Here is a 24,776-nt window from a genome sequence, read left to right as displayed (position 1 = left end):
CGGTAGGGGAAACCTATGGGTTATATACAGGAAGTGCCTGATTCGCAAGAGGGAACGAAGCTACGACGCACGCTGAAAAAACGTCATTTATTGATGATGTCTTTAGGCGGCACCATTGGAACAAGGCTGTTTATAGGTATCGCCGAGCCGTTACATTCTGTTGGCCCACTAGGAACGCTGCTGGCGTATCTTATCGCGGGTGGGATCATGATGATGACGATGATGTGTTTAGGCGAGCTTTCTTGCGCATTTCCACATTCTGGCTCATTTCAACACTATGCTTTGAAGTTTCTCCCCCATCCGATATGGAGCTATACCATTGGTTGGCTTTATTGGCTGAGCTGGGTCTTTTCTCTTGCTGCCGATCTGACCGCGGCGGGGTTGATTGCCCATCAATTTATACCGCATATCCCTGTCTATTATTTTTGTTTAGGTATTTTATTACTATTAACGGCGGTTAACCTTTTATCCGCAAAAATATTTGGTGAGTGTGAATATTGGTTTTCTGCAATTAAAGTCTTTGCCATTATTCTATTTATTTTGGTTGGCCTTTATTTAATTTTCCAAATGTATAGCAGCACGCCGTGGCAGCCTACGCTAAAAACAGCCGATGGTTGGTTCCCTCACGGGCAGTGGAGTATTTTTATCTGCATGACCATCGTGGTGTATTCTTTTCAAGGCGTTGAACTCGTGGGGAACGCGGCGGGTGAAACCGAATCGCCACAGACAGTGTTACCCAAGGTGATTAAAGGGATTGGCATTCGTATTATTCTTTTCTATGTTCTGGCTATTTCTATTTTGGCCTTGGTTTATCCTTACGATCACCCGATACTTGGCGTAAGTCCATTTGTCTGGGTATTTGAGCGTGCGGGGTTACCTAATGCTGGCACATTCATGACTATTGTTATTCTTTCGGCTGCGCTTTCTGCCGCCAATTCGGCGATCTATGCCAGTTCACGTATGTTGTGGTCAATGGCAAAGGATGGCTTTGCGCCAAAGATGTTCGCAAGAGTGAATACGCAAGGTGTTCCGGCTCGCGGTATTTTATTTACCGCAGCGATTGCGCTAGTTTCATTGCTAACCAAATATATTTCTGCTCAAACACTCTATCTATATCTTATTTCAAGTACAGGGCAGGTCGGTTGTTTGGCATGGATGGTTATTGCATGGTGCCAATATCAGTTTCGTATGCAGGTAAAAGCGGGACGTTATTCTGCGGAGAGCATAAAATACAAATCGCCGTTCTTTCCGTGGATTGCGTGGATTTCAATCATACTGAATGCTGCGGTTATTATAGGTACGTGGTGCAGCCCGCAGGGAATAAGTATGCTGATTGCCGAAGGCGGTTTATTGGTGGCTATATTAGCGTCCTATCGCTGGATGAACAGGCAAGATGGCGAATCACTTGAAGCAGGCCGAATATATCGACCTGCCAAAAAGTAGCGCTTACAGCTCTCTCAGCATTCTGACTTCGCAGTCCACATGGCGTGTGCTGCCGAGTGCTTCGGTAATATGGCTAAACCCAAGCTTCTCATAGAGCGCAATAGCCGCGGTGAGAGAGGCCGTGGTTTCTAGATAGCATTGGCTAAAATCGTTCTCACGGGCAAAATCCATCGCTTGGATAGCCAATTGTTTGGCTAAGCCTTTTCCGCGCAATACCGGAAGAAAATACATCTTTTGTAGCTCACACAGGCTGACGTCTGCGCCTTCAAGCGGGGCAATGCCGCCGCCGCCAACCACTTGCCCATCAAGCTCAACCACCCAATAAGCGCAGCGTGGCTGGCTATAAACGTCGAAGAGATGATCGAGGTTTGGATCAGATACGGTATAGCCTTTGTCGGCGGTGAGGCCGCATTCAGCTGAAACTTCACGAATAACCTGCGCAATGGCGGCGTTGTCGTTTGCCGTGATTCGGCGCACCTGAAGGCGTAAAGGCGTTTCTGTTGTCATAGTCATTACCCGGTTGTTCCGTTGTGTAAACGTTCCGACGCACATCGCTATTTTAGGCTGTTGTCACGGGGCGTTTGCTCCGCGTGATGGCGCACGAAATTCCTTAATACCACCGCTGATAGTGAGGATGCAATAGAGGCTAGTGCTATCCGGTGATTTTTTTACTTTGGGATGTGCTTCAAAGCTTATTTTATCGTGACAGTTTAGTTTTAAACCAGTTTCATTGAATAGTGTCAAGAAAACAGCATCGTTGATAACGAATAACTAAATTTTATTTATTTTATCTGAGATATGCTTATGAGTATATTTGTTAAAGTAAAATTATTGATTGGTGCTTTTTTACTTCCAAGAACGCTACGTTCTAGGATGATCTGTTTAGCTGTATTTATGGTTTTTTTGCCAATCTTGGTTATATCCTATCTTGTTGAGGAGCAAGGAAAGGATGCCTTACTAAATGAGAAGAAAAACAAGTTACTATCTATAACCCATTTACTTGATCAATCTTTAGGAGATGATTTTTCGCGGTTTTCTCATTTATTACGAAAAGATAGAATTACAGCATTAAATAATACACTTACTGAAAGAACAGAGGTTATAACTCGTGATTTTCCTCGTGTCGGTGCGGGATTTTACAATAAAGAACTTGATGCGATTATTACCTATGCCCCGAAAAAATTATATGGAAATAAAGTTGGAGTATCGATTGATGAAAGTCATCCAGGGCGAATTGCGATGGAAACCGGTATTACCCAGATAAAATTAGGTACGCAGGTTCGAGGGGATATTTTAAATGTAATGTTGCCCATTCGGCGAGATGGGAAAGTCATTGGTTATATATGGGCAAACGAATCCTCTAATGATATTAATAAACAGACATGGGCAATGGATGCGAGCATTATCAGCGTTAGTATCGCTGGTTTAATGAGTAGTTTATTATTAATTATTTCGTTTTCTCGTCGACTATCGCGCGATGTAGATATGATTAAACAACGGTTAAGCAAACTACCGTTCGATCTCAATACTAAGCTTCCTCCCCTTGCCGGTGAAATGGAGGGGATTGCCGATAAGATCAATCATCTATCTTATGCCTTGAAAGAAGCTAAAACGTTGAATGAGTTGATTATTGAAAGCGCCGCTGACGGAATGATAAGTATTGATATTCATGGGCGAATTATTATGTGTAATCCTGCCGCATCAACGATCACTGGATATTCTTTTAATGAGTTATTTAATAAAAGTTACGCTGATATTTTTGAAAAAGAGGGCTTCCACAGCCCTTTACTGGATACATTAAAACGTGGTGTTGAACATATTGGTATAGAAGTTAGCTATCCCGCTAAGGATCATATATTACAAATCAAGGCCAGTAGCAGTCAGTTGCGCAATGCTGACGAAGAAATTATTGGTGCCTTGGTTACTTTTACCGATCTCACCGAGCAAAAAGAGATGCAACGCCATATGGCTCAAGCAGAGAGACTTGCAACGTTAGGTGAGCTCATGGCCAGCGTGGCGCATGAAGTGCGTAATCCATTAACAGCAATCAGTGGTTTTGTGCAATATTTAAAAGAGAGCGAACGAGATCTGCAGCGCATTGAATATATAGATATTATTTTGCATGAAGTACGTTCGATAAATAACGTTATCCAGCAGCTGTTGAATCTCTCACATGTGCACCCTCAAATATTTCATAAATCTTCAATTAATAAAATAATACGCGATAGCTTAATCCTCGTTCAAACTAATGGATTAACCAGTAGAGTTGATTTTAATATTCATCTTGATGATAGGGTTCCTGATATAGATGTGGATGCTAGCGGTTTAAAACAGGTTTTCCTGAATTTACTGATTAACGCAGTTCAAGCAATTAAAGCTAGAGGTGAAATAACGATTTCAACAGTTCAATCTGCGATAGATAAGATAGAAATAAAAATAGAAGATAATGGTGTTGGAATGAATGATGACATTAAGAAAAAGATCTTCATGCCTTTTTTTACCACAAAACCGCTTGGCACTGGCCTTGGACTATCGATTGTACAACGGATTATCAATGAGCACGGCGGTCATATTGTGATTGAAAGCTGTATGAATTATGGCACTAAAGTGATTATTACATTACCCATGATAAGAAACAACCATGATGAATTATAAAATACTGATTGCTGATGACGAAAAAAATGTTCTTAAGATGCTGACGACTGTATTTTCTCATGCAGGAAATCAAATAGCCTGTGCTGATAATGGCAAAGATGCATTGCGGCTGTTTAAACAGGATAAGCCTGATATTGTTTTAATGGATATACGAATGCCAGAAATGAGTGGCATTGAATCGCTACAGTTGATGCGTAAATTTGATGCGGATACGCCGATTATTCTAATGACCGCTTATGCAGCGGTTGAAACCGCAGTTGAAGCTCTTAGATTGGGCGCGTTTGACTATGTGATCAAGCCGTTTGAGCTGGATGAGTTAAAGCTTCTCATGAGTCGTGCAATACAACTGCGAGAGATGAAGCAAGAAATTAATATTTTACATCGTGAGCTTTCTCAGAGTTATCACTGTGACTGTATCTTGACCAATAATTCTAAAATGATGGAGTTGTGTCGCGCGATTGCGAAAGTTGCCCAAAGTCACGCCAACGTGCTGATCTCGGGAGAAAGCGGTACTGGCAAAGAGCTTATTGCTAAGGCGATTCATTATAATAGCCCGCGCGCCAAACAACCGTTTATTAAGGTCAACTGTGGTGCATTGCCTGAGTCGTTGTTAGAGAGCGAATTATTTGGTCATGAGAAAGGGGCGTTTACCGGTGCGCAGATGCAGCGACAGGGATTATTTGAGCGCGCTCATCAGGGAACACTGTTGCTGGATGAAATTGGCGAGATGCCGCTTAACTTACAAGTGAAGTTGTTGCGAATATTACAAGAACAGGAGTTTGAACGTGTTGGTGGCAGCCAAACCATCAAAACGAATGTGCGTATTGTGGCTGCAACTAACCGTGATTTGAATGACATGATCGCCCAAGGTGAGTTCAGGCGCGATCTTTATTACCGTCTTAATGTGATGCACTTATATTCGCTGCCTCTACGTGAAAGGCCTGAGGATATTTTATTACTGGCTCGCTATTTTCTGCAAAAATTTAGCGTAGAAAATAATAAAGACATTATTGGCTTTGATGTAGCTGCTATTCGTATGCTGGAAAGTCATTCATGGTTAGGTAATGTGCGTGAACTTGCTAATGTCGTTGAGCATGCAGTTATTATGAGTACGGGTTATATGATTTTTGTTGATGATCTGCCAGTAGGGTTTCAGCGAGAAATTACTCAAAATATTACAGTGATGGAAAGAGAGCCTAAAGTAAAAGAACGGCTTGATACACCAATAAAATTAAAAGAAAGCTTAAAACAGTATGAGAAAGAGGTAATTGAACGAACTTTAACAATATATCAAGGTAATCGAATTGACACAGCTAAAGCATTGGGGATCAGTCGTCGCGCTTTAATGTATAAACTTCAGGAATATAGTATTAATTGACTGTCGTAATGTTATTTACGCTCATCTATTTTTGGTTACCTTTGTCACATTAATTAGTGTTCAGGTGAAATTTCTTGCAGCGGTGAGTGCAAGAAATTGCACCTGCTAGCGCTTGCTACTTTCTTGTTTTTTTAGCTGCGTAAAATACTCCCTTAAAATTCATGTAAATAGGTTTGCATATATTCATTTTCTTCTGCTGATAAATAATGGCCTGCTCATTGCAGTTACCTTGGTGTAGCCCAGTAAGGGTAAATTCTAAGGAGCCGCAATGAAAAATAAAAAAATACCTCTCACTGATGTGATCCCTTATTTCCGTGATGGGATGACGATTATGTTTGGCGGGTTTATGGGGGTTGGGACACCGCCATTATTAATCGAAGCCTTGCTTGAATCTGGTGCCAAAGATTTAACAATTATTGGCAATGATACCGCATTTGTAGATACCGGCGTTGGCCCGCTGATTAGTCGTGGTCGAGTCAAAAAAGTGATTGCCTCTCACATCGGTACTAATCCTGAAACTGGGCGTCGGATGATCGCTGGCGAAATGCAGGTTGAGCTTGTCCCGCAGGGGACGCTGATTGAGCGTATTCGCTGTGGCGGTGCTGGGCTAGGGGGATTTTTAACCCCAACGGGCGTTGGAACCGTGGTTGAGGAAGGCAAACAAAAGATTGTCCAAAACGGTATTGAATATTTATTAGAACTTCCGCTACGTGCCGATTTGGCACTGATCTATGCCTATACCGCCGATAGTGTCGGCAATCTTACTTATCAACTCACCGCCAGAAATTTTAATCCCATTATTGCCTTAGCAGCCGATCTGGTTATTGCTCAAACGGACCAGATGGTTGATGTCGGTTGTATCCAGCCCGATCAGGTTGTCACGCCTGGCGCATTGATTGATTACGTTGTGGTTTCACCGGAGGTTTGCTCATGAATGCGAAAGAGTTAATTGCGCGCCGTGTTGCGCTGGAACTTGAAGACGGCAACGTTGTGAATTTAGGCATTGGGCTGCCGACGCAGGTGGTGAATTATTTGCCTGAGGGAATTGATATCACCTTGCAATCAGAGAATGGATTTTTAGGTTTAGGCCCGGTGACTGTAACCTGTCCAAACTTGGTGGATGCCGGAGGCAAACCTTGTGGCCTGCGGACCGGGGCTGCAATGTTTGATAGCGCGTTTTCGTTTGCGCTGATTCGCGGTGGCCACGTAGATGCGAGTATTCTCGGGGGGTTGCAAGTTGATCAGCAGGGAAACTTAGCGAATTGGATGGTGCCGGGGAAAATGGTTCCAGGTATGGGCGGAGCGATGGATTTAGTGACCGGAGCTCGCCACGTGATTATCGCCATGGAGCACTGCGCCAAAGATGGCTCGGCGAAAATATTACCGCGCTGTACTTTGCCATTAACGGCTAAAAACTGCGTTGATATGATTGTTACTGAGCTTGCCGTATTTGTGTTGTCGCAAGGTGAGCTCGTTTTGAAAGAACACGCACCAGGCGTAACTTTGCAAACCATCCAGCAGAAAACGGCAGCGGCATTTCGCGTTGCACCTGATCTTTCTGTAATGCCGATTTCGGTTGATGGAGCGCAGGTATGATTGGACGTATATCACGCGCGATGTCAGCGTTGGTGAGCCGCTACCTGCCTGACCCTCTTATTTTTGCCATGTTGTTGACGATAATTATGTTCGTCATCGGATTCTCTTTTACCTCGCATTCTGCGCTGGATATGGTGCAAATGTGGGGCGACGGGTTCTGGAACCTGCTGGGATTCGCAATGCAGATGGCGTTAATTATTGTTACCGGCCACGCTTTAGCCAGCTCCCCGCCGGTTAAACGAATTCTGAAAGACGTAGCATCTCTGGCAAAAACACCCGCCCAGGGCGTGATGCTGGTGACGTTCTTCGGGCTGGTTGCTTGTGTGATTAATTGGGGATTTGGGTTGATCGTTGGTGCTATGTTTGCGCGAGAAGTGGCTCGCCGAGTTCCTGGCTCTGATTACCCGCTGCTAATTGCCTGCGCTTACATTGGCTTTATGACATGGGGAGGTGGACTATCTGGTTCGATGCCGTTACTGGCGGCAACTCCTGGTAATCCTGTTGAGCATATCGCCGGGTTGATCCCCGTTAGCCATACGCTATTGTCTGGCTCCAATATTTTTATCACCTTGGCGTTGATTATTGTATTGCCGTTCGTCACCAGAATGATGATGCCAAAAGCGAGCCAGGTTGTTTCGATTGATCCTGCGCTTTTAGCCGACGATGTTGATTTTCAAAAAACATTGTCAGCAGAGGCAACGGTGGCTGAAAAAATGGAAGAAAGTCGAATTATTACTTTCATTATCAGCCTACTGGGCTTGTGCTATCTCGCGTTCTATTTCTGGAAGAACGGTTTCAACCTCACCATCAACATTGTCAATTTGTTGTTCATGATTGCGGGTTTGCTGCTGCATAAAACGCCAATGGCGTATATGCGGGCAGTAACCGCAGCGGCACGCAGCACAGCCGGTATTTTGGTGCAGTTTCCTTTCTACGCGGGTATCCAACTGATGATGGAACACTCGGGGCTAGGCGGAATGATTACGCAATGGTTTATCGAGATTGCGAACAAAGACACTTTCCCTGTAACGGCTTTCTTTAGCTCAGCGATTATTAATTTTGCTGTTCCTTCTGGTGGGGGTCATTGGGTGATCCAAGGGCCTTTTGTAATACCCGCAGCCCAAGCACTCGGCTCTGATTTGGGCAAAGCCACCATGGCGATAGCCTATGGCGAGCAGTGGATGAACATGGCGCAGCCTTTCTGGGCATTGCCAGCGTTGGCCATAGCGGGATTGGGAGTACGCGACATTATGGGTTATTGCGTCACTGTGCTGCTCCTGACGTGTCCCATTTTCATCATTGGTTTGGTCTTCTTCTAGGGAATTTCATTATGGAAAATGTAGTTATTGTTAGCGCAACCCGTACTGCCGTTGGCAGCTTTAATGGCTCACTCTCTTCTATTTCTGCGGTTTCCCTTGGGGAGATCGTCATTCGAGAGGCATTAAAGCGTGCTAGCGTGGATGTGAACTTGGTTGATGAAGTTATTATGGGCAATGTGCTTCAGGCCGGGTTAGGACAAAACCCAGCACGGCAGGCGGCTCTTAAGGCCGGTATTGGGCAGCAAGTGCCTGCCTATAGCGTTAATAAAGTATGTGGATCAGGCTTAAAATGTGTCGCTTTGGCTGCTCAGGCTATTCGTGCAGGTGATGCCAGAGCTGTTATTGCCGGTGGTATGGAGAATATGAGCCGAGCGCCTTATCTGTTGGAAAGTCAAGCTCGCTGGGGATACCGGCTAGGTGATGGCCAAGTTTATGATGTGATTTTGCGCGATGGGCTTATGTGTGCAACCGAAGGTTATCACATGGGGATCACCGCAGAGAATGTGGCTAAGGAGTACGGTGTTAGCCGTGAAGAGCAGGATCGCCTAGCCTTTTCCTCGCAGCAAAAAGCATCGTCAGCGATTGCCAATGGGCATTTTGAGAAAGAAATTACGCCAGTAGTAATTAAGAGTAAAAAGGGCGATCAAATTTTTTCTGTGGATGAACACCCGCGTATGACATCGTTAGATAAATTAGCCAGCTTAAAGCCAGCCTTCATATCTGATGGAACGGTAACGGCGGGCAATGCCTCTGGTATTAACGATGGCTCAGCGGCTCTAGTTTTGATGTCTGAAAGCATGGCAAAAGAACAGGGTTTAATGCCGTTAGCACGGATCCGTAGCTATGCTAGCGCGGGTGTTGAGCCAGCACTGATGGGGATGGGGCCGGTACCTGCAACGCAATTGGCGTTGAGCAACGGTGGTTTGGCTTTGGCAGATATTGATCTGATTGAAGCTAATGAAGCCTTCGCTGCGCAGTTTGGTGCCGTGGCCAAAACTCTGCGTTTTGATGAAGATAAAGTGAACGTCAACGGTGGGGCGATAGCATTGGGTCATCCTATTGGTGCAAGCGGTGCTCGTATTTTGGTGACTCTGTTACACGCTTTGGCCGCGAGAGATAAAACGCTAGGCTTAGCAACCTTGTGCATAGGCGGAGGGCAGGGGATCGCCATGGTCGTTGAGCGCATATAGCGCATAAAAAAGGGGAGAGCTGTTTTAGCTCCCCCCTTCAGTGATACAAAACCAAAATGAATTACAGCGCTGCAATTACCGCTTGCTGTTCGATGAGCTTCGCTTTGGCATCGGCGTAACCGTTCATCTTCTCACGCTCTTTGGCAACAACGGCCTCAGGTGCGCGAGCCACGAAACCTTCGTTAGACAGTTTCGCTTCGATGCGGCCAATTTCAGCTTCGATCTTAGCCACTTCTTTCGCTAAGCGATCGAGCTCGGCGTCTTTGTCGATAAGGCCAGCCATTGGGATCAGCAATTCTGCACCGTCAACCAGCTTAGTGACAGAAACTGGGCCTTTATCACCCGCCGCCAGCACGGTGATGCTTTCCAGACGCGCCAGAGCTTGAATGAAGCTTAGGTTTTCCTGTACGCGACGCTGAGCATCCGCGCTGCATTCACGCAGCAGCAGTTCCAGTGGCTTGCTTGGCGCAATATTCATCTCGGCGCGAATATTACGCACGGCGATAATGGTTTGCTTGATCCATTCCAGATCGGCCAGCGCTTTTTCATCAACCTGAGATGCGTCGTATTCTGGGAATGGCTGCAACATGATGGTGTCTGCAGTAATCCCTTTCAGGCCTTTCACACGCTGCCAAATGGTTTCGGTGATGTATGGGATCACCGGATGCGCCAAGCGCAGCAGGGCCTCCAGCACGGTGACCAGTGTATTACGGGTGCCGCGCAGTTCAGCTTCAGATCCACCGTTCATGACCGGTTTAGCCAGTTCCAGATACCAGTCACAGAACTGGTTCCACGTGAACTCATACAGAATATTGGCAGCCAGATCGAAGCGGAAGTTATCCAGTGCTTCGCGGTAAGCTTTTACCGTCTGGTTGAATTCGGACAAGATCCAACGGTCTGCCAAGGACAGAACCATGTCGCCGCCGTTCACACCGCAATCCTGATCTTCCGTGTTCATCAGTACGAAGCGACTTGCGTTCCACAGTTTGTTACAGAAGTTACGGTAACCTTCCAAACGCTTCATATCCCAGTTGATATCACGACCGGTAGAGGCCAGCGCTGCCAAGGTGAAGCGCAGGGCATCGGTACCGTGTGGCTCGATGCCTTCTGGGAACTGTTTTTCGGTACGTTTAGCAATTTTTTCAGCCAACTGTGGCTGCATCATATTGCCGGTACGCTTCTCTAACAGTTCTGGCAGAGAAATACCGTCGATCATATCCAGTGGATCGATGACGTTACCCTTAGACTTAGACATTTTCTGTCCTTCGTCGTCACGGATAAGACCGGTCACATAGACGGTTTTGAATGGAACCTGTGGTTTGCCATTTTCATCTTTCACGAAGTGCATGGTCAGCATGATCATGCGCGCGATCCAGAAGAAGATGATGTCGAAACCGCTGGTTAACACGTTCGTTGGGTGGAACGTTTTCAGCGCTTCGGTCTGTTCAGGCCAGCCCAGCGTTGAGAAAGTCCACAGACCAGAAGAGAACCACGTATCCAGAACGTCGTCGTCCTGTTTCAGTTCAACGTCTGCGCCCAAGTTATTTTCACGGCGTACTTCCTCTTCGTCACGACCAACGAATACGTTGCCTTCGTTGTCGTACCAAGCGGGAATGCGATGACCCCACCACAGCTGACGAGAAATACACCAGTCTTGAATGTCGCGCATCCAAGAGTAGTACATGTTTTCATACTGCTTAGGTACGAACTGGATTTCACCTTGTTCAACGGCTTCAATCGCCACTTTCGCCAGCGGCGCAGTGCGAACGTACCATTGGTCGGTCAGCATTGGTTCGATAACCACGCCGCCACGGTCGCCGTAGGGAACGGTAAGATCGTGAGGTTTGATTTCAACCAGCAGGCCCGCTTCGTCACAGGCTTTTACCACGGCACGGCGAGCGGCAAAACGCTCCATGCCACGGAGCTGTTCTGGGATTTCGTTGCTGTAAACGTCGGTTTCTTCGCCGTTGGTATCCAAGACTTCTGCTTCGTCACGAATGTCGCCGTCGAAGGTCAGGATATTGATCATTGGCAGTGCGTGGCGGCGGCCAACTTCATAGTCATTGAAGTCGTGCGCAGGGGTGATTTTCACGCAGCCGGTGCCTTTTTCCATATCGGCGTGTTCATCACCGACGATAGGAATGCGACGGCCAACCAGTGGCAGAACCACGAATTTACCGATCAAATCTTTGTAGCGCGGATCTTCTGGGTTAACGGCAACACCGGTATCGCCCAACAGGGTTTCAGGGCGCGTAGTAGCCACCACCAGATAATCTTTACCATCGGCGGTTTTAGCGCCATCGGCCAGCGGATAACGCAGGTGCCACATGGAGCCTTTGGTTTCACGGTTTTCTACTTCCAGATCGGAGATTGCCGTGCGCAGTTTTGGATCCCAGTTAACCAGACGCTTACCGCGATAAATCAGGTCTTCTTTATACAGACGAACGAAAACTTCTTTCACCGCATTAGACAGGCCATCGTCCATGGTGAAGCGCTCGCGCTCCCAGTCGACGGAGTTGCCCAGACGGCGCATCTGACGAGTAATGGTGCCGCCAGATTCTTCTTTCCACTGCCAGATTTTGTCGATGAAGGCATCACGGCCATAGTCGTGACGAGTTTTGCCTTCTTCGGCTGCAATTTTGCGCTCGACGACCATCTGAGTGGCGATACCGGCGTGGTCGGTACCAACCTGCCACAGGGTATTTTTGCCCTGCATGCGCTGGTAACGGATCATGGTATCCATGATGGTCTGCTGGAAAGCATGACCCATATGCAGGCTGCCGGTGACGTTCGGCGGCGGGATCATAATACAGAAGCTTTCTTTACTGGTGTCGCCATTCGGCTTGAAGTAGCCCTGCTGTTCCCAGTGCTCGTAGAGCGGCTGCTCAATGTCTTGCGGGTTATATGTCTTTTCCATGGTTCGTCTGTTCTTTGATTTGATCGATCAGTGAGTTGGCGGCGTAGCCGTGGTCAATTGAAAGCCGACGCTGCGGTAGATTTTATAGCGCTCACGCGCCAACTGTTTTAAAGCGTCTTCATAAGGAACGAAGTCTATCACTTCATGGAAAGCAGTAGCAAAATCTGCGAACTCGGTCTGCAAGCAGATCATCAGTTCACGCGGCGAATTGCCCCGTTTTCCCGGCCATGAAAGTTCGACAGGAGCACCATAATGCGGGCCTTCACCGGCCAGATTATGCGGCACAAACTGGTGCGGGTCGCGGGCCCAAAGGGCTTCATCTAACTTTTGAGCCTGTTCCTGACTTTGGCAAGCCAATAAAATTCGTTTACCGGAGCGCCAGTGTTGGGCGGCGAGATCACAGGCCAAAGCCTCAACGGCATCCAGTTCACCATCGGGTTGATGATGCTCCATGAGATAGAAGGTTGCCTGTTTCATGATGTGATATAGCCTTACGCTTGTGCAGCACTTATGAAGTAATGAAATACAATAACGAAAGACCCCCTCCCAGTCACCTCTCAAACCGAGGGCTGGGGTGGGGGTTCTCTTTATTTTAACTCAATTTTGTTAATCGTCGCCGTTTAGGCCTGCGCGATTGAGCAAGAACTGAGAAAGCATGGCAACAGGACGACCCGTTGCACCTTTTGCTTTCCCTGAACGCCATGCGGTGCCTGCGATGTCCAGATGCGCCCAGCTATATTTGCGGGTGAATCGAGACAGGAAGCACGCTGCGGTAATCGCGCCGCCAGGGCGACCACCGATGTTGGCCATATCGGCAAAATTGGAATCTAGCTGATCTTGGAATTCATCCATCATCGGCAGACGCCATGCGCGGTCACCGGCCTGTTCTGATGCGCTGATAAGCTCTGAAGCTAATGGGTTATGGTTTGCCATTAAGCCCGTCAAATGATGACCCAGTGCGATAACGCAGGCACCCGTTAACGTAGCCACATCGATAACCACGTCAGGTTCGAAACGCTCAACGTAGGTTAACACGTCACACAGAACTAAACGTCCTTCGGCATCGGTATTGAGCACTTCAACGGTTTGGCCGTTCATGGTGGTCAAAACATCCCCAGGACGATAAGCGCGACCGCCCGGCATGTTTTCACAGCCAGCCAGTACGCCCACGATATTCAGCGGAAGCTGAAGCTCAGCAGCCATGCGCATTACGCCGTATACAGAAGCGGCACCGCACATGTCGTATTTCATCTCGTCCATGCTGTCAGCAGGCTTGATTGAAATACCGCCAGAGTCAAAGGTTAAACCCTTACCAACCAATACGATAGGTTTAGCATCTGGATTTTTGCTGCCCTTATACTCAATCACGGACATCAACGATTCATTTTGTGAACCTTGGCCCACGGCGAGATAGGCATTCATGCCCAGCTCTTTCATCTGCTGTTCACCGATAACGCGGGTGCTAACGTTCGGGCTGAAGCTATCGGCAAGCTGACGAGCCTGTGAAGCCAAATAGCCTGCGTTACAGATGTTTGGCGGCATATTGCCAAGATCTTTTGCAGCTTTAATACCGGCAGCAATGGCTAAGCCGTGCTGGATAGCGCGCTCGCCGCTGGTGAGTTCACGACGCGTTGGAACGTTGAACACCATTTTACGCAGTGGGCGGCGTGGTTCTGCTTTATTACTTTTCAGCTGATCGAAGGTATAAAGCGTTTCTTTTGCCGTTTCGACCGCCTGACGCACTTTCCAATAGGTATTACGGCCTTTGACGTGCAGCTCAGTCAGGAAGCAAACCGCTTCCATAGAACCGGTGTCATTCAGGGTATTAATCGTTTTTTGAATGACTTGTTTATACTGACGTTCGTCCAACTCTCGCTCTTTGCCACAGCCAATCAGCAAAATGCGTTCTGAGAGTACGTTAGGTACGTGGTGCAGCAAGAGTGTCTGACCCACTTTACCTTCCAGTTCGCCACGGCGCAGTAGGGCACTGATATAGCCATCGCTGATTTTATCGAGCTGTTCGGCGATTGGGGACAGTCGGCGCGGTTCGAAAACACCGACGACGATACAGGCGCTACGCTGTTTTTCCGGGCTACCGCTTTTTACACTGAACTCCATGCACTCTCCTGAATCTTAAAGGCAGCGGCGCGGGGCGATGACTAAGCTATACTCGTTTCTTGAAGCCAGAAACATTGCTCAAGTCACTATTATCTCGGCCCTTTGCCGTTGAACTGACTGGAACACTCATTCACGGTTTTCTCTGATGATGGTGGCTTTTATCCACTTTTTCATAGGAAATCGCGCGATTTTCTCTCATTCTGCAAGGCTTTTTATGGGCTGTGCAGAGGGACGTTATATAATCGGTAGTTATTTTCTCGTTTTCGTTGCTAACGATTACGGTACAATTGTTTTACTGTACAATCAGTTTACCCTGCTTATCGCGATGTTGCTGCGGTGTTCGTTGTTTGCTGCAACGACAACAAGTTTGGGTATGCATCATACGTAGTGGGTGATTAGCCTTCTACGATGTGTCAGTTATAAGTGTGTTCCTATAGGTTACACTTGAGACACATGCTGTAATGCTATTCTGATTGTAACCGCCGCCATAATCATCATAAAAATGGCGGGTTAGCGTAGAAATTATCTATTTTCCTGCAAAAAGACAAGTTTTCACAGGCGTAATAAGCGTGATCATCATTAGATATCTGGTACGGGAAACGTTTAAGAGTCAGATTGCTATTCTATTTATCCTGCTGCTGATCTTTTTTTGTCAAAAGATGGTGCGGATACTCGGAGCGGCGGTTGACGGCGAAATTCCGACAAACTTAGTGTTATCTCTCCTTGGGCTGGGTGTGCCCGAGATGGCTCAGCTTATTCTGCCTCTTAGCCTGTTCCTTGGGCTATTGATGACGCTGGGTAAACTGTATACCGAAAGTGAAATCGTGGTTATGCACGCCTGCGGCTTAGGCAAAGGCGTACTGATAAAAACCGCGATGATCCTTGCCTTCATTACCGGCGCGTTTGCATTGGTCAACGCGTTTTGGGTGAGTCCGTGGTCGTCGTTCCACTCTGATGAAGTGATGGCCGAAGCCAAGGCAAACCCTGGTTTAGCTTCGATGGTAGAAGGACAATTCCAGCCGTCGAAAGATGGCAACTACGTGCTGTTTGTGGGCGACGTGAAGGGCAAAAAGTTTGAAAATATCTTTTTAGCTCAGCTCCGTCCTAACGGCACCCAACGCCCATCGGTGGTGGTGGCGGATACTGGCCATATGGAAGGGCGCCCAGACGGTTCTCAGCAGGTGGTATTGGATACCGGTACGCGCTATGAAGGCACCGCGATGCTGCGTGATTTCCGTATCACCGACTTTGTGAATTACGAAGCCGTTATCGGCCATCAGGCGGTGGTGCTTAATCCAAGCAATGCCGATCAGGCGCCGATGACAGCGCTGTGGGAATCCAAAGAAAACGACTTCCGTGCGGAGCTGAACTGGCGTATTACGCTGGTGTTCTCTGTCTTCGTGATGGCGCTGATGGTGGTTCCTTTGAGCGTGGTTAACCCACGCCAAGGGCGTGTGCTGAGTATGCTGCCAGCCATGTTGCTCTATCTAATCTTCTTCCTGCTGCAAAGCTCGATACGTTCTAATGCGGCGAAGGGCAAAATTGATCCGTTTATCTGGGTTTGGGCGGTGAACGGATTCTATCTGTTGCTCGCAGTTGCGTTGAATATTTGGGATACGCTGCCGATGCGCCGGATCCGTGCGCGAATCACCGGTAAAGGAGTCGCCTGATGCTTGGAGTATTAGACCGTTACATTGGGCGCACGATTTTCAGCACCATCATGGCAACGCTGTTTATGCTGGTGTCGCTGTCTGGGATTATCAAGTTCGTTGATCAGCTACGTAAAGTGGGGCAGGGCGATTACTCTGCGGCAGGCGCGGGTCTTTTCACCTTGCTCAGCGTGCCAAAGGATATTGAAGTCTTCTTCCCAATGGCTGCCTTGCTGGGTGCGCTATTAGGCCTCGGTATGCTGGCTCAGCGCAGCGAGTTGGTGGTGATGCAGGCGGCAGGTTATACCCGCATGCAGATTGCCTCTTCGGTGATGAAAACCGCGATTCCGTTGGTGATCCTCACGATGGCCATTGGTGAGTGGGTTGCGCCACAGGGCGATCAGGCTGCACGCAACTACCGTGCCCAACAGATGTATGGCGGTTCGTTGCTATCGACGCAAAACGGACTATGGGCAAAAGACGGTAGCGATTTTATCTTTATTCAGCGTGTGACCGGTGAGAAGACGATTCAAGGTATAAGTATTTATACCTTTGATAAAGAACGTCATTTGCAAAAGCTGCGCTATGCCAACTCAGCAACGTTTGAGGGCAATCAGTGGAAGCTTTCGCAGGTGGAAGAATCAAATCTCACCGACAGCAAAAGGATCACCGGTTCACAAACGATTAGCGGTATGTGGAAAACCAACCTAACGCCAGACAAACTGGGCGTGGTTGCCATGAGCCCTGACTCGCTGTCGATCAGCGGCCTCTACCACTATGTGAAATACCTCAAGCAAAGCGGTCAAGAATCTAGCCGTTATCAGCTCAATATGTGGAGCAAAATTTTTGCACCGCTGTCTGTCGCGGTAATGATGTTGATGGCGCTGTCCTTCATTTTTGGTCCATTACGCAGCGTTCCGATGGGCGTGAGGGTATTGACGGGTATCAGCTTTGGCTTCTTGTTCTACGTACTTGACCAGATTTTTGGGCCGCTAAGTTTGGTATACAGCGTACCTCCAGTATTAGGCGCTCTGCTGCCAAGTCTGCTGTTCTTGTTGATCAGTATTTATATGCTGCTCAGAAAATCGTAGTGACGTAGCGTAATCTCTAAATATAAAACGGGCCATTCTTATGGCCCGTTTTTTATGTTTAAATCCAATGGGTATCGTGTGGATCTGGCCTCGGTGTTAACTCAAGATTCTTTTTTGGCTCCTGCCATAGCTGCTCGGTGAGTTGAAAAATAGAGACTGCCTTGGCTAGCGTATCGGCCTGCTCTTCTACATTCGCAGCGGTAGTGGCAACTTGTTCCACTAACGCAGCATTCTGCTGGGTCACCTGATCCATCTGGCTAATGGCAATACTTACCTGAGCAACACCGCGGCTTTGTTCGTCAGAGGCATAAGAAATACTGTCTACGATGCTGGTTGCTTTGTTGACGTTAAGCACGATGTCGGCCATGGTTTCTCCTGCGTGCTCAACGAGTGACATCCCTTCTTTAATATCGTTGCTAGACGTTGCAATGAGATCGTTGATCTCTTTTGCTGAAAGTGCGCATCGCTGAGCCAAGCTACGGACTTCACCGGCAACAACGGCAAAACCGCGCCCTTGCTCTCCCGCTCGAGCGGCTTCAACTGCGGCATTAAGGGCTAATATATTGGTTTGGAAGGCGATGCCGTCGATTACGCTGATAATATCGCTCATTTTCTGTGCGCTATGGTTAATCGTACGCATTTTAGCAATGACCGACTCCATCACCTGCTCACCGCTATGGGCAATGCTGGCGGTACTATTGATCATTTGGGCGGCTTGCTGCGCATTATCGGCGTTTTGCTGCACGGTGGCGGTGATTTGCTCCATGCTGGCGGCTGTCTGAGCCAGCGCCGCCGCCTGTTCCTCGGTTCTGCTCGAAAGGTCAGTGTTACCCGCAGAGATTTCGTGAGTGCCTATATTGATAGACTCAACGCCCTGCCGCACGCTAGAAACGGTTGTGCGTAATCCATCCTGCATTTTTTGCAACCCAGCCATTAACAGTCCAATCTCGTTGCTATTTTGTATGTTAATGACGCTACGTAGGTCACCCTGCCCAATGAGTTCGAAGTATCCAGTCGCTTCTCGCAGTGGATGAACGAGGACTCTTTTAATCCAAAAATGTACGGCTAAGCACATTAATACGCATAAAATTAGGGCAATGATGAGCAAACGAATAAATTCGGAATAGGCCTGTAGGGCTGCGTCTCTAGCGTCGTCGTTGTTTTTAAGCGAGATGCCAATGTATTTTTTCACCCATCCTTGAAATATGGCTCGCGTTTCTAATTTTTCGGTTTTCAACTGAAAAAGCTTATCAACCACGATGCTTGCGGAGGGTTCTGATAAAGCAATGCTTATCTGTTTCTCTATATTATCGGCGTTGTTTTTGTATGCATTTTTTATCTCATCACCTAGTTTGAGATCGTGATTAGTTAACCCGGGGATCCCCCAAAAAATATCAAAAGACTTATTGGCTAGCGCCATCTTTTCACGAGCGACTTGGAGAGACTCTTTATTGATAGCGCCTTGTGGGTTAACGGCATATTCGAGAACAATATTATTGATGGCCGACTGAGCTTGTTGGAGATACGCGCCGCTGCTGCTTAATGCATTTTGCTCATCGGCGATAACACTCATCGTACTAATGCTATCGCTATTTTTTTTGATGAAATAGAAGCCAATCAGGTTAGAGCCTATTTGTATCAAACCAAATAAATACAGCACCAACAGCATCCCGCTGGCGATTTTAATATTTTTAAACATAGGTGTAGCTCCATTAGTAAACCACATCTTTGGAAAGGTTTTTCCGTGGTAATTGCGTTATCGGAGATAACCTAAATTTATTTAGGGTGAAAATTATTATATTTTTCAATATTAAAATATTATTATTGGTTGGGTGGAATAGGTTTTATGTATATGTTTAATATAATTCTTAGATCGAATTAAGGGGCATAAATATGCCCCTTAATAGATATGATTATACTCAAGCCAAAGTTATTGCTGCTGCTGCGCGAGCTCGCTGACTAACTGATTAACACCATCGCTCATATTAGTAAATTTGGTTAGTTCAGTGCGGGCAACAACCGCAAATACGCCAACGTTTTTGTCTGGGATCATCGCCATATAGGTAATGAAGCCTCCGCCGCCGCCGGTTTTTTGTATGATACCCGGCAAACCGTTTTGCGGTGCCATATATACCCAGCCTAAGCCCAGCGCCGAGGCTTTACCCGGAACATCCATTCCTTTAACCAAAGTCAGTTTTTCGCGCTGATAGTACATTTTCAGCAACTTATCGGCATAAGGGCTACGAGGATGGGTTGATGAGGATAGAAACTGCTGCATCCAACGCTGCATATCTTCTGGCGTGGAATAAACACCACCGCTGCCAATCGCAGCCAAACTACTTTGGCATGGGCTTGCACCGCGTGCGGGGACGATCATCCGCGAGCACTGTTCAGGTGAGGGCGTATATGTGGTGTCTTTCATGCCTAACGGTAGAGTGACTTTCTCTTTGAGCAGGCTTGGGTACGCTCTGCCCGTGGCCTGCGCAAGCGCATCGGCCAGCAGATCAAACGCCAAATTTGAATAAGATGCTCGAACGCCCGGTGGCACCGCGACTTTGGCGCTTTTCATCCATTGCCAGCGATCGTATTTCGTTGGCCAAGTAAACACGTCACGATGTGCAACGCCGCCTGGCTGTTCACGCGGTAAACCGCTGGTGTGAGAGGCGAGATTCATCAGCACAATCGGCTGGTTGGCGGTATAGGACGGAACCCGCATTCCACTTGGCGCGTATTTTCTCAATGGATCATAGAGACTGACTTTCCTTTCATCGGCGAGCTTAACCAATACTTCGCTGGTCATGAGTTTGGTAAGGGAAGCAATACGGATTAAAGAGTCTTTACGTGGGCGGGTATCATTGCCGGGGCGAGTTTCGCCAAAACTTCTAAACACCTGCTGGTTGTTATCGATAGCAACCATGGCCATTGCCGCGGCACCGCTATTATAAAAAATATGTTCGGCGTAACCATCCACCACCTGTGAAGCGAGAGGTTGAGGTTGTTGAGCATAGCTTGTGAGTGGCACTACCGCACAGGCGACGCCCAGCAGCGTCGCAGGGAAAAATTTCAACACGCGTTTATCCATTTATTCAGGCAAGAGACAGGTCAGATTTTCTAGTGGGAACATCTTAATGCTAACCGTGTGCGCTGGCAGAGCGGAATTCATCAGTTTTTTGTAAATAAAACCAAACGGTACATGTGGAAACAAAAATGGTTGTGACGTAGCTCACACACACAGCTAATCTTAGAATAGAACCCAGTCTGGTTTGGTGATGACAAAAATACGTTAAGAAGATGAGCACTAATGTTTTCCTCTTTTGCGTTTGTGCACATATAATGCGCATCCAGTCTTCACTGGCTAAAATCGACAACCGCCTGCGCGCGGTACTAGCACCCAACAGGAATATAAACATGAAAATGAGTATCCGTGCGCTCTTCACGGTGCTTCTGGCAACGACTGCTTTTATGCAGTCTGCATTTGCCGTGGTATACCCTTTACCGGCGAATAACAGCCGTCTGATTGGTGAAAACATTCAGGTAAAAGTGCCAGAAGATAACAAACAGCCTCTGGAACATTTTGCTGCTCAGTACCAAATGGGCCTGAGTAACATGTTGGAAGCGAATCCGGGCGTAGATGCATACCTGCCAAAGCCGGGTATGACGCTGACTATCCCGCACCAGTTGATTCTGCCTAATACTCCACGTGAAGGCATTATCATTAACAGTGCAGAGATGCGTTTGTACTACTATCCAAAAGGCTCTAAAACCGTCGTGGTTCTGCCGATTGGTATTGGTGAGTTAGGTCGTGATACGCCGATGAACTGGGTCACTTCGGTTCAGCGTAAAAAAGCGGGCCCAACGTGGACGCCAACCAAAAAAATGCACGAAGAGTATGCCGCTAACGGTGAGACTCTGCCGCAGGTATTCCCTGCTGGTCCAGACAACCCAATGGGTCTGTACGCGCTGTACATCGGCCGTTTGTATGCCGTTCACGGTACTAACGCCAACTTCGGTATCGGCCTGCGCGTAAGCCATGGCTGCGTGCGTCTGCGTGATGACGACATCAAATACCTGTTTGATAACGTTCCAGTTGGTACTCGTTTGCAGTTCATCAATGAGCCTGTAAAAGCGACCGTAGAGCCTGATGGATCTCGCTATATTGAGGTTCACAATCCGCTGTCTACCACTGAGCAGCAGTTCAACTCTGATGCGCCAGTGCCTGTGGTGCTGACCGACGCCATCAACAAAATTGTTTCTGATCCAAGCGTTCAGACCAGCGCAGTGGATAATGCAGTAGCAGCACGCTCAGGCATGCCAATTAAAATCAACTGATTGCATAATCACTTGATGTGAGTTACCGAAAGGCGGGATATATCCCGCCTTTTTTACGTCTCACGCTCAGAGATGCGCTGCGGTTTCATGCAGATGACGCCATAACACTTTCCCCTGACTGTCTTTTTCAAAGACTGCCGTTGAGAAGCGAACGGTTTTTGGCTGCTCCGGCTGAGTCTGTGTTTCCTTATAGCTAACGACCGCGCCATTTTCCCATTCAGCGATGATGGTCATCTCCGAGACCTCAATGTTCAGCCCCGCTTTGACTCCTCCATTTGCACGGAAAAATGTACACACCGCAGGATAATTCAGCTGCATGCCACTCATCCCCACCATGGTGAATGCAGGGCTAAAATGCGATAGCAGCTGTTCACAGAGCGTTTCGCTGGCAGACGCATTGGCAAACCACCGCTGAATGAGCTCATGTGATTCGACAACTTCAACAAAATACGGGTTATTTGCGGACATAAGGTTTCCTAGAGAGAAGCGTATACCGCAATGTAATGATGGAACTTACGAACAGCAACCCCAGAGAGACAGGGGCAAATGTTACAATCTCTCCTGTAGGCATATGGAAACGGGATTACGTTAGGTAAAAACGGCGCCCCAACCGCTGCTAGACCGCAGATTAAAGGCGATAATTGTTGATAAAATACTCGCGCAGATGTTTTTTACCGCGCCTTCGCCGTTTTTTTAGGCACTTAAACAATTGAATGCAGGATAAGTATTGCGTGAGGGTCGTGGCTAGGTATAATGCACTCGTTTTCCGCATACTACTTCTGTGCCGAAGTGGCGAAATCGGTAGACGCAGTTGATTCAAAATCAACCGCCGCAAGGTGTGCCGGTTCGAGTCCGGCCTTCGGCACCATGACTCAATTAAATCCTTATTTTGTAAGGATTTTTTTGTTTCTAGACCTCAATATCGCGTTACCCTATTACAAAAGGGTATACGAGGCGATGTCTCAGCGTTATAACCTCTATCGTCGAACCAGCGGCATTTATGTTGTCCGCATTAGCGTTCCCCAACGTTTTCGTCGATACGCAGGACAGTGTGAGATTCACACTTCAACAGGCACACACGATCTTCATAAAGCAAAGCAGAAGTCCGCGCTCCTGTTGGCGGTCTGGTATCAGACCTTACAAGAGTATGAAAAATTGGATTATCGAACTTTAAGTGACTGCGCCCCGCTGCTTGCTGGTGAGGGTATGATCTCGTTTTCAAACTTTGCTCAGTCAATCGAGCTGCCTGTTGCTCAGCTAATCCAGGCGGTGATGAACCGCAATCTGCCCGTGTTCTGGCTGTCGACGGGGCAGGCTGGCTTTTATGTTGCAGCTCTCTCTGAGGCTGAGCTAGACCCGCTTGATGGCAGTTACGTTCTTAATTATGGCGAAGAGCAAGGTATCGAGGGGATTGCTAAAGGCTATCTGCAACTCACTGCGCAACCAGCGCATTTACGTAAGATTATAAGCGACGGGTATTCAGAAGCTTCGGTGTTCAAAACTGCTGGAAGCGAAGCTAAAGGAGGTTGGTTTTTCACCTCCATTTGCCCGGTAATTAAACCCGATACGCTATTGATCAATAAAGTCCATGCAGAAAGTCTCCGACTAGATTGGCTGGCTAAGAGCACCCCACCCGCGATTAGCGTTTCTCACGCTGCGCCTCTTACTGCTCCCGCTATTACTAACGAGTATGTTCACCGTAAACATTACGCCAAGAATCTTTCGTGGTTATGTTCTGAGTATGTAAAGCATCGAAGTAAGGGCAAAGTGTCGGAGTCAGCGATTAGTGATATCCGCAACTACTTTGCCTTTATGATTGAAGCGATGGGTGATATTCAGCTTGAAAAACTTGATCGTGACTTCTTTCGGGCTTACGAGAGCAAGTTGCGCACAATCCCGGCAAACCGCAATTTGGTGAAAGCTAAATATGAGGTGAAAACGTTGGATGAGTTAATCGTTAAGGCGGCGGAATGTGGCGATAAGTTGATGACTGAGGAATCCGTCAGGAAGTATGTAAACGGTCTCTATGGCGCAATGAAGTGGGCTGTTGATGATGGGAAGCTACTGAAATCGCCATGCGAAAACTTTTTCCCCCGTGACGATAAAGACGAGCGAGACCAGGATCACACTGACGTTTTCGAATCGCATGAGATTCAAGCGGTTTTCTCGTTACCTTGGTTTGTTGCTGGGACTGGAGAACGTAATGCGCAAAGGCGATTCCATCAATATTGCCCGTTTCATTACTGGGCACCTTTGCTGGGTTTGATGACGGGCGCGCGAGTTAATGAAATCGCTCAGTTACTGTTGGATGATGTTCTGGCAGACGATGGCGTCTATTATTTGAACCTTGAAAGCGATAGCGAAAGCGGAAAGAAACTAAAAAATGCTAATGCTCGCCGCAAGATTCCGATCCATTCCAAACTGATTAGTCTCGGTTTCATCGACTACGTTAACGCCCTAAAAAATGCCGGGTATATCCGTCTCTTTCCCGAGCTTAAGCCGCATAAAACCAAAGGCTATGGCAGGCCAGTTTCCGCATGGTTCAATGAATCGCTACTGGCGCGTCGATTGAAAATTGAGAGGAACAGAGCCAAGTCTTTTCACTCGTTCCGCCACTCCGTCTCAACCTTACTTAAAGAGAAGGGCGTCAGCCCGGAACTACGTGCGCAGCTAGTCGGGCATGTGCGCGGCGAAACGGAAACGGAAGTGCGATATAGCAAAGACCTCAAACCGATCCATATGATTGAAGTTGTGGAGAAAATTGATTTTTTGTTGCCTGAGATAGCTAAATTCAACATTCCTGATGGATTGGATGCTGTTAGAGATGCGCTACGAAGAAAGCGAGGCAAAGATTCGAAGTAGTTGGTTATCCGACTAATAACGGCTGAGGCGCTCTGTATGGCTCTCAGCCGCGTTTTTTAATTTGGGTAGTAGAATCTACGGGGTGGAATTTGCGGCGTGCTTATGGCTCGTTTGATCGCGAATGACTGCCAGCAATTCTATGTATAAGGTTCTGTTTTTAAAGCACCGAAGTTTTTGAATACTCCCCCTCTCTAGGGGCTGTTTAAACCTAAGACTCCTCACTTTCCAG

General features: G+C 47.5%; 18 protein-coding genes and 1 tRNA gene. 12 read left to right on the top strand and 7 right to left on the bottom strand.

Features of this window, described 5'->3' with window-relative positions:
- Positions 1-15: 15 nt before the first annotated feature.
- Positions 16-1,443, top strand: coding sequence for an amino acid permease (locus U0008_RS18970; RefSeq protein ID WP_051874027.1), 1,428 nt, complete (start codon positions 16-18; stop codon positions 1,441-1,443).
- Positions 1,444-1,446: 3 nt separating this feature from the next.
- On the opposite strand, the gene U0008_RS18965 is transcribed toward U0008_RS18970, so the two are convergent.
- On the bottom strand, positions 1,447-1,950 hold the full coding sequence (locus U0008_RS18965; RefSeq protein WP_043489126.1) for a GNAT family N-acetyltransferase: 504 nt from the start codon (positions 1,948-1,950) through the stop codon (positions 1,447-1,449).
- 297 nt (positions 1,951-2,247) lie between these two features.
- Here U0008_RS18965 and atoS point away from each other — a divergent pair, with 297 nt between their 5' ends.
- From atoS to U0008_RS18935, 6 genes are all read left to right on the top strand, one after another.
- Entirely contained in the window at positions 2,248-4,098 is a 1,851-nt protein-coding gene (gene atoS, locus U0008_RS18960) for a two-component system sensor histidine kinase AtoS (RefSeq protein ID WP_226930047.1), read from the top strand.
- Positions 4,085-5,476, top strand: a complete 1,392-nt coding sequence (atoC, locus tag U0008_RS18955; protein ID WP_043489058.1) for an acetoacetate metabolism transcriptional regulator AtoC — start codon at positions 4,085-4,087, stop codon at positions 5,474-5,476. Before atoS ends, atoC begins: the two co-directional genes overlap by 14 nt.
- A gap of 268 nt (positions 5,477-5,744) precedes the next feature.
- A complete protein-coding gene (gene atoD / locus U0008_RS18950) occupies positions 5,745-6,410 on the top strand; it encodes an acetate CoA-transferase subunit alpha (RefSeq protein WP_043489060.1) in 666 nt (221 codons plus the stop codon).
- The gene (locus U0008_RS18945; protein ID WP_043489062.1) at positions 6,407-7,072 is read left to right on the top strand and encodes a 3-oxoacid CoA-transferase subunit B; all 666 of its coding nucleotides are present in this window, start codon (positions 6,407-6,409) and stop codon (positions 7,070-7,072) included. Before atoD ends, U0008_RS18945 begins: the two co-directional genes overlap by 4 nt.
- The gene (locus tag U0008_RS18940; RefSeq protein ID WP_043489068.1) at positions 7,069-8,391 is read left to right on the top strand and encodes a TIGR00366 family protein; all 1,323 of its coding nucleotides are present in this window, start codon (positions 7,069-7,071) and stop codon (positions 8,389-8,391) included. Before U0008_RS18945 ends, U0008_RS18940 begins: the two co-directional genes overlap by 4 nt.
- Before the next feature lie 11 nt (positions 8,392-8,402).
- A complete protein-coding gene (locus U0008_RS18935) occupies positions 8,403-9,581 on the top strand; it encodes an acetyl-CoA C-acetyltransferase (RefSeq protein WP_043489071.1) in 1,179 nt (392 codons plus the stop codon).
- 61 nt (positions 9,582-9,642) lie between these two features.
- Here U0008_RS18935 and U0008_RS18930 read toward each other — a convergent pair whose 3' ends face one another.
- The 3 genes from U0008_RS18930 to pepA all read right to left on the bottom strand — a co-directional run bounded on the left by U0008_RS18930 (position 9,643) and on the right by pepA (position 14,616).
- Positions 9,643-12,498 (bottom strand): valine--tRNA ligase, encoded by a 2,856-nt coding sequence (locus U0008_RS18930; protein ID WP_043489077.1) that lies wholly within the window; start codon positions 12,496-12,498, stop codon positions 9,643-9,645.
- Between the two features lie 27 nt (positions 12,499-12,525).
- The gene (locus U0008_RS18925; protein WP_025798359.1) at positions 12,526-12,975 is read right to left on the bottom strand and encodes a DNA polymerase III subunit chi; all 450 of its coding nucleotides are present in this window, start codon (positions 12,973-12,975) and stop codon (positions 12,526-12,528) included.
- A gap of 129 nt (positions 12,976-13,104) precedes the next feature.
- Positions 13,105-14,616 carry a leucyl aminopeptidase gene (gene pepA / locus U0008_RS18920; protein ID WP_025798357.1) on the bottom strand — a complete coding sequence of 504 codons (1,512 nt, stop codon included), beginning with the start codon at positions 14,614-14,616 and terminating at the stop codon, positions 13,105-13,107.
- 569 nt (positions 14,617-15,185) lie between these two features.
- Here pepA and lptF point away from each other — a divergent pair.
- The gene (gene lptF, locus U0008_RS18915; protein WP_025798354.1) at positions 15,186-16,286 is read left to right on the top strand and encodes an LPS export ABC transporter permease LptF; all 1,101 of its coding nucleotides are present in this window, start codon (positions 15,186-15,188) and stop codon (positions 16,284-16,286) included.
- A complete protein-coding gene (gene lptG, locus U0008_RS18910) occupies positions 16,286-17,356 on the top strand; it encodes an LPS export ABC transporter permease LptG (RefSeq protein WP_025798351.1) in 1,071 nt (356 codons plus the stop codon). Before lptF ends, lptG begins: the two co-directional genes overlap by 1 nt.
- 58 nt (positions 17,357-17,414) lie before the next feature.
- Here the strand turns inward: lptG and U0008_RS18905 are convergent, their stop codons facing one another.
- Positions 17,415-19,055 (bottom strand): methyl-accepting chemotaxis protein, encoded by a 1,641-nt coding sequence (locus tag U0008_RS18905; protein ID WP_051874028.1) that lies wholly within the window; start codon positions 19,053-19,055, stop codon positions 17,415-17,417.
- Positions 19,056-19,286: 231 nt separating this feature from the next.
- On the bottom strand, positions 19,287-20,438 hold the full coding sequence (ampH, locus tag U0008_RS18900) for a D-alanyl-D-alanine-carboxypeptidase/endopeptidase AmpH (RefSeq protein WP_043489080.1): 1,152 nt from the start codon (positions 20,436-20,438) through the stop codon (positions 19,287-19,289).
- Positions 20,439-20,764: 326 nt separating this feature from the next.
- Here ampH and U0008_RS18895 point away from each other — a divergent pair, with 326 nt between their 5' ends.
- Entirely contained in the window at positions 20,765-21,685 is a 921-nt protein-coding gene (locus U0008_RS18895) for a L,D-transpeptidase family protein (protein ID WP_025798346.1), read from the top strand.
- Between the two features lie 66 nt (positions 21,686-21,751).
- Here the strand turns inward: U0008_RS18895 and U0008_RS18890 are convergent, their stop codons facing one another.
- Positions 21,752-22,153: a DUF4440 domain-containing protein gene (locus tag U0008_RS18890; RefSeq protein ID WP_043489083.1), complete on the bottom strand. Its 402-nt coding sequence runs from the start codon at positions 22,151-22,153 to the stop codon at positions 21,752-21,754.
- 315 nt (positions 22,154-22,468) lie between these two features.
- On the opposite strand from U0008_RS18890, the gene U0008_RS18885 reads away from it, so the two are divergent.
- Positions 22,469-22,553 (top strand) — tRNA-Leu (locus tag U0008_RS18885).
- 89 nt (positions 22,554-22,642) lie between these two features.
- Entirely contained in the window at positions 22,643-24,547 is a 1,905-nt protein-coding gene (locus tag U0008_RS18880; RefSeq protein WP_039184710.1) for a site-specific integrase, read from the top strand.
- Positions 24,548-24,776 lie beyond the last annotated feature (229 nt).

Source organism: Hafnia alvei (genome assembly GCF_034424155.1).
In the GTDB taxonomy this organism is placed as follows: Bacteria; Pseudomonadota; Gammaproteobacteria; order Enterobacterales; family Enterobacteriaceae; genus Hafnia; species Hafnia alvei.
Note: the sequence above shows the minus strand (reverse complement) of the source record. Positions and strands in the feature narration are given on the sequence as shown.

Coding starts and splice junctions, on each gene's coding strand:
- U0008_RS18905 (WP_051874028.1), bottom strand. CDS start 19,055: ATGTTTAAAAATATTAAAATCGCCAGCGGGATGCTGTTGGTGCTGTAT.
- atoS (WP_226930047.1), top strand. CDS start 2,248: ATGAGTATATTTGTTAAAGTAAAATTATTGATTGGTGCTTTTTTACTT.
- lptG (WP_025798351.1), top strand. CDS start 16,286: ATGCTTGGAGTATTAGACCGTTACATTGGGCGCACGATTTTCAGCACC.
- atoC (WP_043489058.1), top strand. CDS start 4,085: ATGATGAATTATAAAATACTGATTGCTGATGACGAAAAAAATGTTCTT.
- U0008_RS18880 (WP_039184710.1), top strand. CDS start 22,643: ATGTCTCAGCGTTATAACCTCTATCGTCGAACCAGCGGCATTTATGTT.
- ampH (WP_043489080.1), bottom strand. CDS start 20,438: ATGGATAAACGCGTGTTGAAATTTTTCCCTGCGACGCTGCTGGGCGTC.
- U0008_RS18895 (WP_025798346.1), top strand. CDS start 20,765: ATGAAAATGAGTATCCGTGCGCTCTTCACGGTGCTTCTGGCAACGACT.
- U0008_RS18935 (WP_043489071.1), top strand. CDS start 8,403: ATGGAAAATGTAGTTATTGTTAGCGCAACCCGTACTGCCGTTGGCAGC.
- U0008_RS18970 (WP_051874027.1), top strand. CDS start 16: ATGGGTTATATACAGGAAGTGCCTGATTCGCAAGAGGGAACGAAGCTA.
- U0008_RS18940 (WP_043489068.1), top strand. CDS start 7,069: ATGATTGGACGTATATCACGCGCGATGTCAGCGTTGGTGAGCCGCTAC.
- pepA (WP_025798357.1), bottom strand. CDS start 14,616: ATGGAGTTCAGTGTAAAAAGCGGTAGCCCGGAAAAACAGCGTAGCGCC.
- U0008_RS18890 (WP_043489083.1), bottom strand. CDS start 22,153: ATGTCCGCAAATAACCCGTATTTTGTTGAAGTTGTCGAATCACATGAG.
- U0008_RS18925 (WP_025798359.1), bottom strand. CDS start 12,975: ATGAAACAGGCAACCTTCTATCTCATGGAGCATCATCAACCCGATGGT.
- atoD (WP_043489060.1), top strand. CDS start 5,745: ATGAAAAATAAAAAAATACCTCTCACTGATGTGATCCCTTATTTCCGT.
- U0008_RS18945 (WP_043489062.1), top strand. CDS start 6,407: ATGAATGCGAAAGAGTTAATTGCGCGCCGTGTTGCGCTGGAACTTGAA.
- U0008_RS18965 (WP_043489126.1), bottom strand. CDS start 1,950: ATGACAACAGAAACGCCTTTACGCCTTCAGGTGCGCCGAATCACGGCA.
- U0008_RS18930 (WP_043489077.1), bottom strand. CDS start 12,498: ATGGAAAAGACATATAACCCGCAAGACATTGAGCAGCCGCTCTACGAG.